The 17,694-nt window shown below is 63.1% G+C and carries 15 protein-coding genes, 2 tRNA genes and 1 pseudogene; 11 read left to right on the forward strand and 7 right to left on the reverse strand.

The window, feature by feature from the left end:
- Positions 1–87: 87 nt before the first annotated feature.
- A pseudogene (locus K5Q02_RS12135) lies at positions 88–3,563 on the reverse strand (hybrid sensor histidine kinase/response regulator).
- A 169-nt stretch (positions 3,564–3,732) separates the two neighbouring features.
- On the opposite strand from K5Q02_RS12135, the gene K5Q02_RS12140 reads away from it, so the two are divergent.
- The 9 genes from K5Q02_RS12140 to K5Q02_RS12180 all read left to right on the forward strand — a co-directional run bounded on the left by K5Q02_RS12140 (position 3,733) and on the right by K5Q02_RS12180 (position 13,035).
- A complete protein-coding gene (locus K5Q02_RS12140; protein WP_225830807.1) occupies positions 3,733–4,302 on the forward strand; it encodes a GNAT family N-acetyltransferase in 570 nt (189 codons plus the stop codon).
- Positions 4,303–4,308: 6 nt separating this feature from the next.
- Positions 4,309–5,151: a helix-turn-helix transcriptional regulator gene (locus K5Q02_RS12145; RefSeq protein WP_225830809.1), complete on the forward strand. Its 843-nt coding sequence runs from the start codon at positions 4,309–4,311 to the stop codon at positions 5,149–5,151.
- A gap of 178 nt (positions 5,152–5,329) precedes the next feature.
- On the forward strand, positions 5,330–6,040 hold the full coding sequence (locus tag K5Q02_RS12150) for an AzlC family ABC transporter permease (RefSeq protein ID WP_225830811.1): 711 nt from the start codon (positions 5,330–5,332) through the stop codon (positions 6,038–6,040).
- Positions 6,040–6,369 carry an AzlD domain-containing protein gene (locus K5Q02_RS12155; protein WP_225830813.1) on the forward strand — a complete coding sequence of 110 codons (330 nt, stop codon included), beginning with the start codon at positions 6,040–6,042 and terminating at the stop codon, positions 6,367–6,369. The genes K5Q02_RS12150 and K5Q02_RS12155 overlap by 1 nt, the downstream gene beginning before the upstream one ends.
- A 130-nt stretch (positions 6,370–6,499) precedes the next feature.
- On the forward strand, positions 6,500–7,117 hold the full coding sequence (locus K5Q02_RS12160; protein WP_225830815.1) for a glutathione S-transferase family protein: 618 nt from the start codon (positions 6,500–6,502) through the stop codon (positions 7,115–7,117).
- A 38-nt stretch (positions 7,118–7,155) separates the two neighbouring features.
- On the forward strand, positions 7,156–9,222 hold the full coding sequence (locus K5Q02_RS12165; protein ID WP_225830817.1) for a 2Fe-2S iron-sulfur cluster-binding protein: 2,067 nt from the start codon (positions 7,156–7,158) through the stop codon (positions 9,220–9,222).
- 69 nt (positions 9,223–9,291) lie between these two features.
- Positions 9,292–9,756 carry a nuclear transport factor 2 family protein gene (locus K5Q02_RS12170; RefSeq protein ID WP_225830819.1) on the forward strand — a complete coding sequence of 155 codons (465 nt, stop codon included), beginning with the start codon at positions 9,292–9,294 and terminating at the stop codon, positions 9,754–9,756.
- A gap of 398 nt (positions 9,757–10,154) precedes the next feature.
- Positions 10,155–11,045: a LysR family transcriptional regulator gene (locus tag K5Q02_RS12175; RefSeq protein WP_225830821.1), complete on the forward strand. Its 891-nt coding sequence runs from the start codon at positions 10,155–10,157 to the stop codon at positions 11,043–11,045.
- A gap of 115 nt (positions 11,046–11,160) precedes the next feature.
- Positions 11,161–13,035 carry an MFS transporter gene (locus K5Q02_RS12180; RefSeq protein WP_225830823.1) on the forward strand — a complete coding sequence of 625 codons (1,875 nt, stop codon included), beginning with the start codon at positions 11,161–11,163 and terminating at the stop codon, positions 13,033–13,035.
- A gap of 58 nt (positions 13,036–13,093) precedes the next feature.
- On the opposite strand, the gene sugE is transcribed toward K5Q02_RS12180, so the two are convergent.
- The 3 genes from sugE to rdgC form a co-directional block, all read right to left on the reverse strand.
- Positions 13,094–13,411, reverse strand: coding sequence for a quaternary ammonium compound efflux SMR transporter SugE (gene sugE, locus K5Q02_RS12185; protein WP_225830825.1), 318 nt, complete (start codon positions 13,409–13,411; stop codon positions 13,094–13,096).
- Between the two features lie 114 nt (positions 13,412–13,525).
- Positions 13,526–14,464: a bile acid:sodium symporter family protein gene (locus tag K5Q02_RS12190; protein ID WP_225830827.1), complete on the reverse strand. Its 939-nt coding sequence runs from the start codon at positions 14,462–14,464 to the stop codon at positions 13,526–13,528.
- A gap of 192 nt (positions 14,465–14,656) precedes the next feature.
- Positions 14,657–15,577, reverse strand: a complete 921-nt coding sequence (gene rdgC, locus K5Q02_RS12195) for a recombination-associated protein RdgC (RefSeq protein WP_225830828.1) — start codon at positions 15,575–15,577, stop codon at positions 14,657–14,659.
- 320 nt (positions 15,578–15,897) lie between these two features.
- On the opposite strand from rdgC, the gene K5Q02_RS12200 reads away from it, so the two are divergent.
- Positions 15,898–15,973, forward strand: a tRNA-Val gene (locus K5Q02_RS12200).
- A gap of 12 nt (positions 15,974–15,985) precedes the next feature.
- Positions 15,986–16,062: transfer RNA gene (locus tag K5Q02_RS12205), tRNA-Asp, on the forward strand.
- A gap of 143 nt (positions 16,063–16,205) precedes the next feature.
- Here K5Q02_RS12205 and K5Q02_RS12210 read toward each other — a convergent pair.
- The 3 genes from K5Q02_RS12210 to K5Q02_RS12220 are packed head-to-tail and all read right to left on the reverse strand — an operon-like array spanning position 16,206 to position 17,667.
- On the reverse strand, positions 16,206–16,856 hold the full coding sequence (locus tag K5Q02_RS12210; RefSeq protein ID WP_225830830.1) for a DUF3618 domain-containing protein: 651 nt from the start codon (positions 16,854–16,856) through the stop codon (positions 16,206–16,208).
- A complete protein-coding gene (locus tag K5Q02_RS12215; protein ID WP_225830833.1) occupies positions 16,853–17,257 on the reverse strand; it encodes a phage holin family protein in 405 nt (134 codons plus the stop codon). The genes K5Q02_RS12210 and K5Q02_RS12215 overlap by 4 nt, the downstream gene beginning before the upstream one ends.
- On the reverse strand, positions 17,257–17,667 hold the full coding sequence (locus K5Q02_RS12220) for a hypothetical protein (RefSeq protein ID WP_225830835.1): 411 nt from the start codon (positions 17,665–17,667) through the stop codon (positions 17,257–17,259). The genes K5Q02_RS12215 and K5Q02_RS12220 overlap by 1 nt, the downstream gene beginning before the upstream one ends.
- Between the last annotated feature and the right edge of the window lie 27 nt (positions 17,668–17,694).

Consider the following 17,694-nt stretch of genomic DNA (forward strand, 5'->3'; position numbering starts at 1 on the left):
AGACGTTCGCGTAACTTGTGGGAGGGGCCGGGCGGCTAAAGCCCCTCCTACAAAAAGAAAGCTCTGCATCCACCGTCTGCTCCCGCCTTATTGCAGTGGCAGATGGCGGCTGATCAACGCGCGCAGGGCTGCCGGCTTGACCGGCTTGGGCAGGAAGTCCAGGCCCGCAGCGTGCACCTGGGCGATCAGCTCGGGGCGGCCGTCGGCGCTGATCACCACGCCAGGTACCGGCTCACCGAGGCGGGTGCGCAGCCAGGCCATCAGCTCGGTGCCGGTATCGCCTTCGTCGAGGTGATAGTCGACCAGCGCCAGGTGCGGGCGCACGTCACCTGCGAGCAACGCTTCGCACTCGGCGCGATTGCGCGCCGACCACACTTGGCAGCCCCAGCGTGACAGCAGGCTGTGCATGCCGGTGAGGATACTTTCCTCGTTGTCGATGCACAGCACCTGGGTGCCGGTGAGTAGCTGGCCGTTGCCTTCCGGTCGCGGGCGCTGCAGGGCGGGCGTCTGATTACGGGCGATAGGCACGGTGACGCTGAACACGCTGCCCTTGCCTGGCCAGGAGCGTACTTCGAGGCTGTGATCGAGCACCCGGCATAGCCCATCGGCGATGGCGAGGCCAAGGCCCAGGCCTTTCTCGGCGCGGGTCTGGTGGCTGTCCAGGCGTTTGAATTCCTCGAAGATGGTTTGGCGCTTGTCTTCGGGGATGCCCGGTCGCGATCCCATACTTCCAGGCGCAGTTGTCTACCCTGGCGGCGCACGCCCAGCAGCACGCGGCCCTTGGCGTAGCGGAAGGCATTGGTAAGGAAGTTCTGTAACACGCGGCGCAGCAGCTTGATGTCGCTGTCCACGCGCAGTGTGCTGCCCTGCATATGGAAGTCGACGCCATGCTCCGCCGCCAGCACCTTGAATTCGGCGCCCAGGGTGTCGAACAGATTGTTGAGCACGAAGGCGTTGCGATCCGGGGTGATGCGGCCGTTCTCCAGGCGCGAGATGTCCAATAGATCGCTGATCAGGTCTTCTGCGGAGCGCAGCGAGCTGTCGAGGTGACGCACCAGTTCCTGGGCTTCCCGCGGCAGCGCTTCTTCCTGGTGGGAGAGGGCGGCGGAGAACAGGCGGGCAGCGTTGAGTGGCTGCATCAGGTCATGGCTGACCGCCGCGAGAAAGCGGGTTTTCGAGGCGTTGGCCGCTTCGGCGATGCCAGTGGCGGCGGTCAGCGCCTTGTTCAGTTGCGACAGCTCAAAGGTACGCTCGGCAACGCGTTGCTCGAGGCCCTCGTTGGCTGCCTTGAGGGCGCGCTCGGCTTCGCGGAATTCGGTGATGTCGGTGAAGCTCATGACGAAGCCGCCGCCCGGCATCGGGTTACCGATCAGCTCGATGACCCGGCCATTGGGGAAGACCCTTTCGTAGCTGTGGGCGGTGCCCTGGCGCATCCAGTACAGGCGCTTGGTGACGCTTTCCTCGACATTGGTGCTGCCGAGCATGCCGCGCTCGGCATTGAACCGGATGATCTCGGCAATCGGCCGACCCACGCAAATCAGTCCTTCCGGGTACTCGAAGATTTCCAGGTAGCGATGGTTCCAAGCCACCAGACGCAGGGACTGGTCGACCACGCTGACGCCCTGGGTGATGTTTTCGATAGCGCCTTGCAGCAAGGCGCGGTTGAACTGCAGCACCTCGCTGGCTTCGCCAACGATGCGCACCACGTCCTCGACCTGCATGTCGCGCCCCTCGATGGCCGCTTTCACCACCGCGCGGGTCGAGGAGGCGCCGAGTACACCCGCCAGCAGGCGTTCGGTGTGGGCGATCCATTCGCTGTTGGCCGGTTGTGCGGCGTTGAAGGTCTTGCCGTGGCGAGCAGCGAAGCGGCTAAAGCTGTGCTGCGCGCGCTCTGCGCCGACGAAGCGGCCGGCGAGCAGCAGCAGATCGTTGACCTGTACCGCGAGCATGGTGCGGCCGCCCTGCTTGCTGCCAAAGTCGTGGTTGACGAAGCGCCCGGCCTGCCAGTGCTCGGAAACCCGGGTGCGCGAGAAGAAAGATACCCAGGCGAATATCATGGTGTTGCCGGCCAGCGACAGCACTACGCCGCGGGTCAGGGCGTCCACTTCGAAGCCGATCGGCGCGTACAGCAAGGTGCGCAGGCCAGGAAAGATATCCAGCGGCCAGCCCAGGCCGCGGGCCAGCACTGGCAGCACCAGTGTGTAGACCCACAGTGCGGCGCCAGTGATCAGGCCGGCGAATACGCCACGACGATTGGCCTGCTTCCACACCAGGGCGCCGAACATGGCGGGCGCCAACTGGCCGATGGCAGCGAAGGATATCTGCCCGATAGTCGCCAGGCTGGCGTTGGTGCCGAGCAGGCGGTAGCACACGTAGGCCAGCAGCAGGATCAGCACGATGCTGACCCGGCGTGCAGTGAGCATCCAGTGGCGGAAGGCCTCGAAGGGCCGCTCGGTGCTTTTGCGGTGCAGCAGCCAGGGCAGCAGCATGTCGTTGGAAATCATGGTCGATAGCGCCACCGAGGCGACGATTACCATGCCGGTGGCTGCCGATGCGCCGCCAATGAAGGCCAGCAGGGCCAGGGCCGGATGAGCCTCGGCCAGCGGCAGGCTGATCACGAACGAATCCGGGCTGACGCCGGCTGGCAGCAGCATCTGTCCGGCGAGGGCGATGGGAATAACGAACAGCGCGGCGAGCAGCAGATACAGCGGGAATACCCAGCGCGCCAGGCGCAGATCCTGCGGTTGGGTGTTCTCCACCACGGTGACATGGAATTGGCGGGGCAGGCAGATGATGGCGATCATCGCCATGCCGGTTTGCACCAACATGGCCGGCCAGTTCACCGCCACGGCCCAGTATTCTTCGAGCTCGGTATTGCGCTGTGCCTGGCTGAGCAGGTCGCCGAAGCCGTTGTACAAGCCGTAGGTGACAAAGGCGCCCACAGCGAAGAAGGCCAGCAGCTTGACCAGCGATTCGAAAGCGATGGCCAGCACCATGCCGCGGTGATGCTCGGTAACGTCAAGGTTGCGGGTGCCGAACAGGATGGTGAACAGCGCCAGGATTAGCGATACAACCAGGGCAGTGTCCTGGGCGCGGGTGCCGTCTGGGTCGCTTTCCGAGCCGATCAGCAGGTTGACGCCGAGCACGATACCCTTGAGTTGCAGGGCAATGTAGGGCAGCACGCCGACCAGGCAGATGAGTGCGACGACGATGGCCAGCGACTGTGATTTGCCGTAGCGGGCAGCGATGAAGTCAGCAATCGAGGTGATGTTTTCCTGCTTGCTGATCAGCACCATCTTCTCGATCACCCAGGGGGCGAACAGCAAGAGCAGTATCGGCCCGAGGTAGATCGGCAGGAACGACCACAACTGTTCGGCGGCCTGGCCGACAGCGCCAAAGAACGTCCAGCTGGTGCAGTACACTGCCAGCGACAGGCTGTAGACCCAGGCGCGTACTTTCGGCGGCAGTGGTTTGCGCCGACGGTCACCGTAGAAGGCGATGGCAAACAGAACGGCCATGTAGAGCAGGGCGACCGCAGCGATGAGCCAACTGGACAGCGACATGCATACTCCGGAAGAACCAAGGGGCGACTGTATCGTTGCATGCACGCCTTTACGTGCTCGCGTCGAGGCGTAGAAGATACCGCAGTAGTGTCTCAGTAAAGTACCGCAGCGTCAGGCGCGACCAAGGTCGCACATACACTGCGGGCGCTGCTTTTTATGGAGAAACCTAATGTTCAAGCCGCAGTTGATCACCTTGCAACGTGGTGCCCTGCGCATCGAGCCGCTGCTCGACGGCGATATTCCTGCGTTGGTGACGCTGGCTGAAGTCAACCGCTCTGAACTGGCCTACATGAGCGGCACCCGGCGCCTGGACTGGTATCGCCAGGCCCTGCACGAGCAGCGTGAGGATCGCGCGTTGCCCTTCGTGATTCGCCTGGGCGATCAGTTGGTCGGCACGACCCGCTTCGCCGATTTCATACCGACCTTGCCCGCTGTGGAAATCGGCTGGACCTGGCTGGACGCCAGCCAGCACGGCACCGGGCTCAACAGCATGATCAAGTACCTGATGCTGCGTCATGCCTTTGAAAGCTGGCGGATGGTTCGTGTGCAACTGAAGACTGCTGGCAGCAATTTGCGCTCCCAGCGCGCTATCGAAAAACTCGGCGCCATTCGCGAAGGGCTGCTGCGTAATCATCGCCGCCTGGCTGACGGGCGTCTCGACGATACCGTGATGTACAGCATCACCGATCATGAGTGGCCGGTGGTTAAGGCCGGTCTGGAGGCGCGCTTCGGCGTTTGATCCGCTATGGACTCCGGTGAACGCACCCGTTTCTGGGAAAGCTCCGCACTGGCTGGGGTGGAGCTGCTCCAGGCGCGTTATATCAAACAGCGCTTCACCCCGCATGTGCACGAAGGTTTCGTGTTCACCGTGATCGAGCACGGCGCGCAGCGTTTCCGCCATCGTGGCGCCGACCATCTGGCCCCCATCGGTAGCATGGTGCTGATCAATCCGGATGAAGTGCACACCGGTTCGGCGGCCCACGAGCAGGGTTGGTTCTACCGGGCGTTCTATCCGGCCCCTGCGCAGGTGAATGGTGTGCTCGAAGAGTTGGGGCTGGCCCAGCGCGGCCTGCCTTCATTTGCCGCCAGCGTGCTGCAGGATGTGCAACTGCATCAGGCATTTGGGCAGTTGCATCGCCTGCTCGACAGCGAAGCGAGTAAGCTGCAGCAGCAGACTGCATGGCGGGAAACGCTGCTGATGCTGTTCCAGCGGCATGCGGGTGTTAGCCAGGCGCCGCTGCCTGGCCAGGAGCCCCGTGCGGTGACTTTGGCCAAGGAACTGCTCGCCTCGCGACTGGGCGAGCCACCTTCCCTGGAAGAGCTGGCCGCTGCGGTGAATCTCTCGCCCTTCCATTTCGCCCGGGTGTTCCGCCGCTCGACGGGCCTGCCGCCCCACGCCTGGCTGCAACTGCGCCGATTGGAGCAAGCACGAGCGCTGCTGCGCGATGGTTGTGCACCGCTGAATGTCGCCTTGCAGCTGGGTTTCTCCGACCAGAGCCACCTTGGGCGGCAGTTCAAGCAGGCTTATGGCGTAGCGCCCGGCGAATACCGCAACGCCTGCCAACGCAGCCCCGTAGCCTGTGGTTGAGCGCAGCGATACCCAGGTCAGCTTCCTCGGGTTTCGCTGTGCTCAACGCCGGGCTACGGTGCTTTGATCGCCGCACTTGCGCAAGATCGTTCAAGACTGACATGGCATCGGCCACATAGCCTTTGGCAATCCTGATCGCCCGCAAGCGGGCTCCTACCTGCTCAATGGTTCGCCTCTCATGTCCCGTCAACACGAATTTCTGCAGAGCCTGCGCGACATGCTGCCGATGCTGCTCGGTGCCATGCCGTTTGGCATCATCTACGGCAGCCTGGCCGGCGCCGCCGGGCTGAGCGCCTGGCAAACCGTCGGCATGTCGGTGCTGGTGTTCGCCGGCTCCGCGCAGTTCATTGCCATCAGCCTGCTCGGTGGTGGCGCAACTCTGGCGGTGCTGTGGCTGACCACTCTGGTGGTGAATCTGCGCCACGCTCTATACAGCGCCACCCTGCAGCCTTTCGTCCGCCATCTGCCCAAGCGCTGGCGGGTGCCGCTGGCTTTCTGGTTGACCGACGAAGCTTTCGCGGTGGTGCAGCAGCGCTATGCGCGAAGCGACTCCTCGCCCTACAAGCACTGGTATTTCCTCGGTGCGGGCCTGGCGATGTACGTCAACTGGGTGAGTTGCACGCTGATAGGCCTGGTATTCGGCCAGGCCGTACCGAATATTGCCGCCTGGGGTCTGGATTTCGCGATGATCGCTACCTTCATCGGTGTCGTCGTGCCGATGCTACGCAATCGCCCGCAGGTCGCCGCGGCGCTGGTGGCCGCGGTGGTCGCCCTGGTATGCCATGACCTGCCGTACAAACTCGGCCTGATGGCCGCTGCCTTTGCCGGCATTGTGGTCGGCGTGCTGCTGGAGCGTTGCCAGCGTCCACTGCTGGAGGAGCCGTGCTGATGGAAAACTGGATCTTGATTGTCGGCATGCTGGCGATCACCTTCGCCACCCGCTACAGCCTGTTCGCCTTTCCCGACCTGCGCTTTCCCCAGGCCGTGCGCCTGGCCCTGCATTACGTGCCGACGGCGGTGCTCACCGCCATCGTGGTGCCCGCCATGCTGCTGCCGGATGGCGAACACTGGGCCCTGAGCTGGGATAACGCCTATTTGCTGGCTGGGCTGGCGACCATCGCCATCGCGGTGCTTACCCGGCATCTGCTGGCAACCATCGGTGGCGGCCTGGTGATCTTCTTCCTGCTGCGCTGGGCGATGGGGCAGTTGCCGATCTGAGGTCGAGATTGTTCCACTTACCGCAATAAAGTAGTGCCAATAACGCGTATTCCTCAACTCGGCATCCTGTCGCAAGCTGGCCTCACGGATCGGGAACTCTCCCGGTCTACCGCCAGCCAGGAGCCGACCCATGAAAATCCATCACTTCCCACTCTCGGGGCATGCCCATCGCGCCGTTCTGTTCGCCTCGCTGCTTGGCCTCAAGCCCGAACTGGTAGAGGTCGACCTCGCTGCGGGCGAGCACAAGCAGCCTGAGTTTCTGGCGCTCAACCCGTTCGGTCAGGTGCCGGTGCTGGAGGACGACGGCGTCGTCATCGCAGACGCTAACGCCATCCTCGTCTACCTCGCCAAGAAAACCGGCCGCACTGACTGGCTGCCGGAAGACCCTGCTGGTGCGGCGGCGGTGCAGCGCTGGCTGTCCGTTGCGGCCGGCGAATTGGCCTACGGGCCGTGTGCGGCACGCCTGATCACGGTATTCGGCTACGACCTCAACGCTGAAGAGGTGATCGCCCGCGCCCACGTGCTGCTCGCTCGCTTGGAGCGTCACCTGAGCGGCCGCCAATGGCTGGCCGCTGATCATCCGACCATCGCTGATGTGGCGCTGTACAGCTACCTGGCCCGGGCTCCGGAAGGCAATGTCGACCTGTCCTCTTACGTGCAGGTCAGGGCATTTCTGACGCGCATCGAAGCGCTGCCGGGCTTCGTCGCTATCCCCGAAACGGCCGCAGGGCTGACCGCCAACGCCTGAGCATCCACACCGCCGTCGCCGCCACTGGGAGAACAGCCATGACCGATCACGCGAAAACGCCTGCCACCTGGCATCCGGGCGAAACTCTCATCCAGGAAAAACTCGGCGTCGCCGAGCGGATGGCTGCGGTCGGCAAGCGTGTGGTGCGTGACTTCATGCCCGATCAGCACCGCGAGTTCTATGCCCAGCTGCCGTTTATGGTGCTGGGCAGCGTGGATGCACAGGGCGATGCCTGGGCCGGCATGCTCGAAGGGCAGGTTGGCTTTATCGCCTCGCCGACGCCCGCCACGCTGGATATCGCTGCCCGCCCGCACCCAGATGATCCTATTGCGCAAGGAATGGGCGATGGTGCTGCGCTTGGCCTGCTTGGCATCGAACTGCACACCCGTCGGCGCAACCGTATTAATGGCTTGGTGACTGCCGGTGCGCAGGGCCTGCGGGTCGCGGTCAAAGAGAGCTTCGGCAACTGCCCGCGCTATATCCAGCAGCGCGACTTCACCTTTTCCCGTGATCCGGCAGCGCCGTTCGCCAGTGAGGTCAAAGAGTTGCCGGTGCTGGATGCAGCAGCGCGGACGTTGATCGAAGGGGCGGATACCTTCTTCGTTGCGACCTATACCGATGTCGATGGGCAGCGTCAGGTCGATGTCTCGCACCGTGGTGGCAATAGCGGCTTCGTGCGGATCGAGGCTGACGGAACGCTGACTATTCCGGACTTCAACGGCAACCTGTTCTTTTCCACCCTCGGTAACATCCTGCTCAATGGCAAGGCCGGCCTGCTGTTCGTGGATTTCGCCACGGGCGATGTGCTGCAGATGAGCGGTGATGCCGAGGTCATATTCGAATCACCAGAAATCGCTGCCTTCCAGGGCGCCGAGCGGCTGTGGACATTCCAGGCGCGGCGTATCGTGCGCCGCCCAGGTGCGGTGGCCTTGCGCTGGGCACTACGCGAAGACGGCTGGTCGGACAGTTCGCTGCTCACCGGCAACTGGCAGCAGGCTGCTGACCAGCTGCGCGCCGCCCAGTACGCTACGCAATGGCGGCCGATGAAAATCGCGCGCATCGTTCAGGAAAGTCAGTCGATCCGCTCGCTGCATCTTGAACCGGTCGATGGCGCCGGGCTGCTGCCGCATCTGGCCGGCCAGCACTTGCCGGTTCGGCTGCAAGTGGCTGCGGATGAGAAACCGCTGATCCGTACCTACACCCTGTCGGTGGCACCGTCCGATGGCCTTTATCGGATCAGCGTCAAGCGTGAAGGGCGGGTGTCGCAATTCATCCATGATCAGTTGCGTGAGGGCGATCTGATCGACGCTCGCGCCCCGGCCGGCGCGTTCACCCTCGACCCGCCCGATGATCGTCCGCTGGTGCTGCTGGCGGGTGGCATCGGTATCACCCCGATGCTGGCGATGCTGCGCCATGTGGTCTACGAAGGCTGGCGGCAGCAGCGAATCAGGCCGGTCACGCTGTTCTACGCTGCGCGGTCGAAAGCAGAGCGCGCCTTCGACCGCGAACTCACCGATCTGGTCGCCGCTGCCCAGGGTGCCGTCAGGTTGGTGCGGGTGCTTGGCGATACCCAGGGCGCTGAGCCGGGCATCGATTACGAGACGGCGGGGCGTATCGATATGGCACTGCTGACCCGCTTTCTGGCCTTCGACGATTACGACTTCTACCTGTGCGGCCCGCCGGCGTTTACCCAGGGCCTGTACGATGGCCTGCGCGGCTACAACATCGCTGACCGGCGCATCCACGCCGAAGGCTTCGGCCCGGCGTCCCTGCTGCGCAGCCTCGATCAACCCGCGACTGCTACGGCCATGCTGCCGCCGGCGACCGAGCCGGTGGCGGTGCTGTTCACCGAGTCGTTGAAGGAAGGACGCTGGACGCCTGAGTCGGGCACACTGCTGGAACTGGCCGAGGCCCGTGGCCTGGAACCGGAATTCAGCTGCCGCGAAGGCACCTGTGGTACCTGCCGCACGCGGCTGTTGAAAGGCGCTGTGAGCTACGTGAAACAGCCCACCGCGAAGCTGGACGACAACGAAGTGCTGATCTGCTGCGCTGTACCGGCGCAGTCACAGGAGACTGGCGGCGAGCGGCTGGAGCTGGCCCTCTGAGTGACCCGGCCAGTCTGATGGTAATGCGTTACGAGAGAACATCCCCAATCCACAGCAAGGAGTTGCGCCATGTCCCGTCCACCGCTTCCCCCGTTCGACGAGCAATCCGCCATCGCAAAAGTACGCCTGGCCGAAGATGGCTGGAACGGTCGCGACCCGGCCAAGGTGGCGCTGGCTTATACCCTCGACACTCGCTGGCGCAACCGCGTCGAGTTCGTCACCAACCGTGCCGAGGCCGAAGCCTTTCTGACCCGCAAATGGAACCGCGAGCTCGACTATCGGCTGATCAAGGAGCTTTGGGCTTATACCGGTAACCGCATCGCCGTGCGCTATGCCTACGAGTATCACGACGACAGCGGACAGTGGTTCCGCGCCTACGGCAACGAGAACTGGGAGTTTGCCGAGGACGGTCTGATGCGCGCGCGCCACGCCAGCATTAACGAACAGCCTATCGCCGAAGCCGACCGCAAGTTTCATTGGCCACTGGGCCGCCGCCCGGACGATTACCCTAGCCTCAGCGATTTCGGGTTCTGAGCGCCGGTTCACGAGTTTTCTAAGCATGTGAAGGTCGATGCCGGTAGCAGGCAGGGATTACTTCAAGGCGCAAGCGCACATCCAGCGATCTCGTAGGAGGGGCTTTAGCCTCGAGCTCTTTACGCCTAGGCAGGCACAATCGAGGCTAAAGCCTCTTCCACAGAAGCTCTGCTCACCGGCCGCCTCCGCCATGTTCCTGCCAGTGGTTTCCGCTGTCGAGGCCAAGCGGGAGCAGAGCGCCCTGGACTAGTAGGCTCCCACGCTGGAGCGTGGGAGCCATCATCGTATGATGGCGAACAGACTCTGAGCGCAAGCGCTCTGGGGTCACTCAGATACGGCATACTGCCCCGCTGCGCTCGTTGCGTAGTCAACGCTGAAGCAAGAGGATCGACAGGCGGATGGATCGTTGGCAGGCGATGCGGGTATTTGTGAAGGTCGCGGAAACTGGCAGCTTCGCCAGTACCGCGCGGCAGATGCACATGAGTGCGCCGGCGGTGACGCGCATCGTCGCGGGCCTCGAGGATCTGATCGGCGCCAGGCTGCTGGTGCGCACCACGCGCTCGGTGAAAACCACCGACGCAGGCAGCCGCTACCTGCAGGACTGTCGGCGGATTCTTGGTGATATCGCCGAGGCGGAACTGGCCGCCGCCGGCCACTATGCCGAGCCTTCCGGTAGCCTGGCGGTGACTGCGGCGTCGATGTTCGGCCACATGTACGTGCTGCCACTGGTACTGGATTACCTGGATACCTACCCGGGCATGCACGCGCGTACCTTCTTCGTCGATCGCCCGGTGAATATCGTCGACGAGGGCATCGACGTGGCAATCCGTATCGGTCATCTGGCGGATTCCGGCTTCACCGCCATTCAGGTCGGCTCGGTGCGGCGAGTGATCTGCGCGGCGCCGTCCTACCTGCAAAAGTACGGCGTGCCATCGACCCCAGCCGCGCTGAAAGATCACCGCATCGTCGTCTCGCAAAGTGCCTGGGCTTCGCCAGAGTGGCGCTTTGCCGAGGGGCAGCGGGTGCTTGTCGATCCCGTCCTGCAATGCAACACCAACGAATCGGCGATCGCTACCGCGAGCGCCGGGTGGGGGCTGACCCGCGTACTGAGTTATCAGGTTGGTCCGGCCCTGCAGGAGGGCGCGCTGCAGATCGTGCTCGACCCCTTCGAGGAGCCGCCGTTGCCGATTCACGTGCTTTACCCGGAGGGGCGCCAGGCGCCTGCCAAGGTGCGCGCTTTCGTCGATCTGGCCGTGGCGCGGCTGCGCGGCAATCCGCTGTTCAATTGATGGCATCGTACCGCTGAGCAATGGCGTGTCGCGCCAACATTAATGCTCTCGGATGTAGCTTTGCCCGAGCAGTTGCAGTCCAATGTTCAGCGACTCACCAATAGGGAAGGTATCGATGAGCCAGCAATCTCAATTTGCCCTGCTGAAAAGCCGGCGCTTCCTGCCGTTCTTCATCACCCAACTGCTCGGCGCCTTCAACGACAATATCTTCAAGCAGTCGTTGATTCTGGCGATTCTTTTCAAGCTCAGCCTCGACGCCGATCGCGACCTGATGGTCAACGTGGCAGCGATGCTGTTCATTCTGCCGTTCTTCCTGTTCTCCGCACTCGGCGGGCAGTTCGGCGAGAAGTTTGCCAAGGACTGGCTGATCCGCCGGCTCAAGTTCTTCGAGATATTCATCATGCTGATTGGCGCGGCCGGGGTGCTGCTGGGCAACCTCACACTGATGCTCGCGGTGCTGTTCGCCATGGGTATGCAGTCGGCGCTGTTCGGCCCGGTCAAGTACTCGATCCTGCCCCAGGCGTTAAGGCCCGAGGAGCTGGTCGGTGGCAATGCCCTGGTGGAAATGGGCACCTTTCTGGCGATCCTGGCCGGCACCATCGGCGCCGGGATCATGCTCACCAGCGCGAATTACGGGGTGATCGTCGCCGCCTCGGTGGTGCTGGTGGCAGTGATTGGCTACCTGACCAGCCGTGCTATTCCGCGTGCGGATGCCGCGCTGCCGAATTTGGCGCTGGACTGGAACATCCTGCGCCAGACCTGGCTGACCCTGCGTATGGGGCTGACCCAACCAAAAGTGGTATCCCGCTCGCTGGTCGGCAACTCCTGGTTCTGGTTTCTCGGCGCGGTGTACCTGACGCAGATTCCGGCCTATTCCAAGGAATGGCTGCACGGCGACGAAAGCGTGGTCACGCTGATTCTTACCGTGTTCTCGGTGGGCATCGCTCTGGGTTCGATGCTCTGCGAGCGAATGAGCGGCCACAAGGTGGAGATCGGCCTGGTACCGTTCGGCTCCATCGGCCTGTCGGTGTTCGGCATTCTGCTGTGGTGGGGATCGGGTGGTGTGCCCGAGGCAGCGCAGCCGCACAACTGGCTGGCGCTGCTCGGCTATGGCCATGCTTGGTGGGTGCTGGGCTCGATCCTCGGCATTGGTGTGTTCGGCGGTTTCTACATCGTGCCGCTGTATGCGCTGATCCAGTCGCGTACCGCCGAGAACGAGCGGGCCCGGGTGATTGCCGCCAACAACATTCTCAACGCGCTGTTCATGGTGGTGTCGGCGCTGGTGTCGATCCTCTTTCTCAGCGTCGCCGGGCTGTCGATCCCGCAGCTGTTCCTGGTCATTTCGCTGATGAACGTGGCGGTCAACAGCTACATCTTCAAGATCGTCCCCGAATTCACCATGCGCTTCCTCATCTGGCTGCTCGGCCACTCGATGTACCGGGTGTCGCACAAGGGCCTGGATGCCATCCCGGATGAAGGTGCAGCCGTGCTGGTGTGCAACCACGTGTCATTCGTCGATGCGCTGCTGATCGGTGGCGCGGTGCGCCGGCCGATACGCTTCGTCATGTACTACAAGATCTACAACCTGCCAGTGCTCAACTTCATCTTTCGCACTGCGGGTACCGTGCCGATTGCCGGGCGCAGCGAGGATCTGCTGGTGTTCGATGCAGCGTTCCAGCGCATTGGCGAGTACCTGCGCAACGGCGAGGTGGTGTGCATCTTCCCTGAAGGCAAACTGACCGCCGACGGCGAGATCGACGCGTTCAAGGCAGGCGTAGAGCGCATTCTGCAGGACAACCCGGTGCCGGTGATTCCCATGGCCCTGGGTGGCCTGTGGGGTAGCTTCTTCAGTCGTGATCCGCGCAAGCGACTGTTCCGCCGCTTCTGGTCGCGTGTCGATCTGATCGCCGGCAAGCCAATCGAGGCCGCTGCGGCCACACGCCAGGTGCTGCAGGCCGAGGTCGCCGCGTTGCGTGGAGACAAGCGCTGAGCTGCGATTTCTTTACGCACTTAACGAAGGAGCCCGCCAATTGGCGGGCTCCTTCGTTTCAGCCGTGGCTCATCTTCAGCCCGACCAGGCCACAGATGATCAGTGCCACGCTGGCCAGGCGCATCAACGCCATGGACTCGCCGAACAGGATAATGCCGGCGATCACCGTGCCTACCGCGCCGACGCCCGTCCAGATGGCGTAAGCAGTACCTAGCGGCAATTCCTTCATGGCCAGCCCGAGCAGGCCGAGGCTGATAACCATCGCGGTCACGGTGAGCAAGGTGGGCAGTGGTCGAGTGAAGCCGTCGGTGTATTTCAGGCCGACGGCCCAGCCGACCTCGAACAGGCCAGCGAAAAACAGAATGATCCAGGACATAAGGCGACTCTACTGTGGGTGGGGTCGTCCCCGGCAGTCATGCGCGTCATGCCCAGGGTCGTCCCTGGCGCGCCCCAATAGTGTGCATGAATCACCTAACAGGGAAAACCAGGGTCAGCCCTGTTTGTCGTCCTTCATGCGGCGCAGGAAGGTTGCCAGCAGTGCGCCGGAGAGGTTGTGCCAGACGCTGAACAGTGCGCTAGGCACCGCCGCAAGCGGTGAGAAGTGGGCGCTTGCCAGGGCGGCACCAAGCCCGGAGTTCTGCATGCCGACTTCGATGGACAGCGTCTTGCGCTGTGCCAGCGGCATGCCGGTGAGGACGCCGGCCAGGTAGCCGAGGCCGAGGCCGAGGCTGTTGTGCAGAACCACCACGGCCATGATCAGCAGGCCGGATTCGGCGATCTTCGCCTGGCTGGCCGCGACCACGGCCGCAACGATGGCGACGATGGACACAACTGAAACCAGGGGCAGCACGTCGACGGCCAGCTTGACCCGCTCGCCCAATAGACGCTGGGCGACCAGGCCGAGAATGATCGGCAGCAGCACCATCTGCAGGATCGAACTGAACATCGCCCAGAATGATACCGGCAGCCATTCCGAGGCCAGCAGCCAGATCAGCGCCGGAGTGACGACGGGGGCCATCAGGGTGGTCACAGCGGTGATGCCCACGGACAGCGCAACGTCGCCCTTGGCGAACCAGGTGATGACGTTGGAGGCGGTACCGCCAGGGCAACAGCCCACCAGAATGACCCCCACAGCGATTTCTGCCGGCAGGGCAAACAGCTGGCACAGCAGCCAAGCGAGGCCCGGCATGATGATGAACTGCGCCAGTACACCGATCAGCACTCTTACCGGGTGCCGCGCCACTTCACGAAAGTCCTCGGCCTTGAGGGTCAGGCCCATGCCGAACATGATCAGCCCGAGCAGCGGCACGATCCACGAGGTCAGCGGCAGAAACGCGCTGGGGATCAGGAACGCCAGCACGGCGAACAGGAGAACCCAAATGGCGAAGGTGTTGCCGACGAAGCGGCTCAGAGCGATCAGCGCAGACATGGCGAAGATTCCGTAATGACGTGTAGCGGGTTCCGCAGCCGAGAGAGCGTGCGGAGCTGGTTATTGTTGGATGCTGCAGGGGATGTCAGTGGTGACAGCAGCAGAGTGAAGCGGGGTGCTTTTGGTGTGCGCACTGTGAGCCTAGCGCGGTGGACGGATAAGGCGCCGTCCACCCTACAGATTTGCGCTACCTCAGATGCCTTGCGGGGTGTCTTCGCCGCCAAGGGCTTCGAAAAGCGCCGGCAGGAACTCGATCAGGGTCAGCATCATCAGCGTGAAGCTGGCGTCCTGCTGGCTCAGGTCATCATCGCCGCCATCCTGCTCGGCCTGTTCCTGCAGCAGGTCTTCGAACTTCAGGCGCTTGGCCACCAGCTTGTCGTCGAGCACGAAGGACAGTTTGTCCTGCCAGGCCAGCGACAGTTGCGTGACCTGCTTGCCCGAGCTCATGTGCAACTGGACTTCTTCGCCAGTGAGATCCTGGCGCTTGCAGCGCACGATGCCGCCGTCTTCGTGGGTGTCGCGCAGTTCGCACTCGTCCAGCACGTGGAAGTCGGCAGCGGCTTGCTGGGCTTTGACCCAGTCGGTCATGGTCGCTGTCGGAGCGATCTTCACGGTCAGCGGACGAACTGGCAGCGAGCCGATGGCTTCACGCAGGGTGGAGAGCAGGTCTTCGGCGCGCTTCGGGCTGGAAGCGTTGACGATGATCAGGCCCTGAGCTGGCGCAATGGCGGCGAAGGTGGCCGACTTGCGGATAAAGGCGCGGGGCAGGAAGGCCTGGACGATTTCGTCCTTGATCTGCTCGCGTTCCTTTTTGTAGACCTTGCGCATCTGCTCGTTTTCGATCTCGTCGACCTTTTCCTTCACGGCGTCTTTGACGACGCTACCGGGCAGGATGCGTTCTTCCTTGCGGGCGGAAATCAGCAGGAAGCCCTGGCTCTCGTGCACCAGCGGCGCATCGGCGCCCTTGCCGAAGGGGGCGACGAAACCATAGGTCGCCAGTTCCTGGCTGGCGCAGGGGCGGGCAGGCTTGGCGGCCAGCGCGGTTTCCAGTGTTTCGGTGTCGAAGTTGACGTCTTGGGTAAGGCGATAGACCAGCAGGTTGCGAAACCACATGAGCGGGGTGTCTCCAGTTTGCGGGCGCGCGTTTGGCGCGCAAAAAATCATGAGTCCGGGCGCAAGGCTTCTGCATCGGTGCAGAGCGTGGGCAGTCTGGCGGCAGATGTTCAATACGCCGCGCGACGATCAGGCCAGCGCGAGGGCGCATTATTCCTTCCGGCGGCGGATTAGGCCAACCCTGTATCGAGGCAGCCTCAGGTTTATGCGCTGAAACCGTGATGATTCCTAAGCCTTTGGAACGCCAATAATTTTTTTTCACAAAGGGGGTTGCCAAGGTGCAGGTCGCTCTCTAGAATGCGCCCCACTTCGAGAGTGAAGGGTGATTAGCTCAGCCGGGAGAGCATCTGCCTTACAAGCAGAGGGTCGGCGGTTCGATCCCGTCATCACCCACCAATCGAGGTATGCGCAGCGGTAGTTCAGTCGGTTAGAATACCGGCCTGTCACGCCGGGGGTCGCGGGTTCGAGTCCCGTCCGCTGCGCCATATATAGCTTCCAGGGCCCACTGAACACCCGGAAGCAACGCGAAAAGCGCCCAAGGGCGCTTTTTTCGTTTCTGCGTTTCTGTTTTGAAGAATCCCTTCTCTTGCGGCTCAGGCCTTCGCCAGGCCGCAGGAACCCGCAGCGTTCAGATCGCGCCGGGGCGGAAGGGCGGTTCGTCATCCAGGTCTTCGAAGCCATCGATGATGTCCGGCACCTCATAGCGCTCGACCTCGATTTCGACTTCTTTCTTGCGGCTCGTACCGAGAATGCCAACCACCGCGCCCAGCGCCAGGCCCGCAGCGGCGAACGCCCAAGGGCGGCGATGCAGCGCCACGTTCAGTTTGTCGGCACCCTGTTTGACCTGATTCTTCACCGACTCGGCGCTATCCGCGAGGTCATGCAGTTTCTGCCGGGCTGCGTGGGTGCCCTGATCGAGTGACTGGCGCGCTTCGCGCAATGCATCGGCAAGGGATTCGTGGTCGGCCGGTTCGGCGAATTGGTCAGCAGGTTGTGGGCGGCTACGGGTCTGCTCCACGGCCAGCCAGGCCAGGCCGATGGCGGTCATGGCCACGGGAAGCGGGTTGGCCTTCAAGGTCTGGCCCAGGCGCTCGGCTATCTCCAGGCCACCGCTTTCACGGCCGTAAGCAAGCGCCTGATCGATCAGGCGTTGGGGTGTCAGGCGTGCTTCCACGTTATCGATCAGTGCGTCGATGCGGCTGCGCTGTTGATCGATTTCCTGCTCGAGCACTTCCGGAGACTTGAGCGATTCGGCTGCGATGGTGCTATGGGTACTCATGACATTTGCCTCTGCACCGCTTCCTTGTCTTTCTGCAAGGAGTCCAGGGTGCGTTCGGGGGTGAGTTGAGAGGGCGTGAACTTCTGCTGGCCGACCTTGAGCATGATCAGGCCGATGATGATGACCACCACCCCAACGATCAGCGCGGCTAGCCAGGGCGCCACCACGGTGCTCAAGCCGTAAACGGCGGAAAGCAGCAGCATCAGCACGCCGCAGAGCAGCACGATGGCGCCGCCGGCTACGGCAGCGATCCCGGTCTTGGTGGCCTGCAGGGATGCGTTGAGCTCGACCTTGGCCAGCGCCAGTTCCTTGGTGAAGAGCGTCTGCACTTCACGGGTAAGCTGGCGCAGCAGGCCGAGCAGGGAAGGCTCCACCGGAGGTTGCCGCGGATCTTCGGTCATTACAGAACTCCTTTTCGTACGTGACGTTGCAGCGAACGCTCACGCTTGACCAGCACGCGGCTGGCAAGGAAACCTACGGCCAGACCGCCTGCTGCCAGCCAGAACGGATGGGTACGGGCGAAGCGATCGACAGTGTGCACGGCATGCCCGCTGGCGTTGTTCAGCGCGTCGCGCATGGTGGCGAGCTGGCGGGCCGCTTCACGCAGACGATCCGGCGATGGCGCTGCGTCGAGATTTTCCAGATCGGCGATGGTCGAGCGGGCTACCTGGGCCAGCGCTTCGAGTTCGTCGGTGTGCGACTGATCGGCCTGGATGCGCGCGCGCAGTTGCTCCTGAGCATCCTGCTGCCAGTGCCCGGAGATGATCTTGCCTGGGCGCTTGTGAGGCCGTTCTTTGCTGTCGTTATCCATGTGGCTACACCTGTTCATGCTTGAAAG

The sequence above is a fragment of the Pseudomonas sp. MM211 genome (assembly GCF_020386635.1).
Lineage (GTDB): Bacteria > Pseudomonadota > Gammaproteobacteria > Pseudomonadales > Pseudomonadaceae > Aquipseudomonas.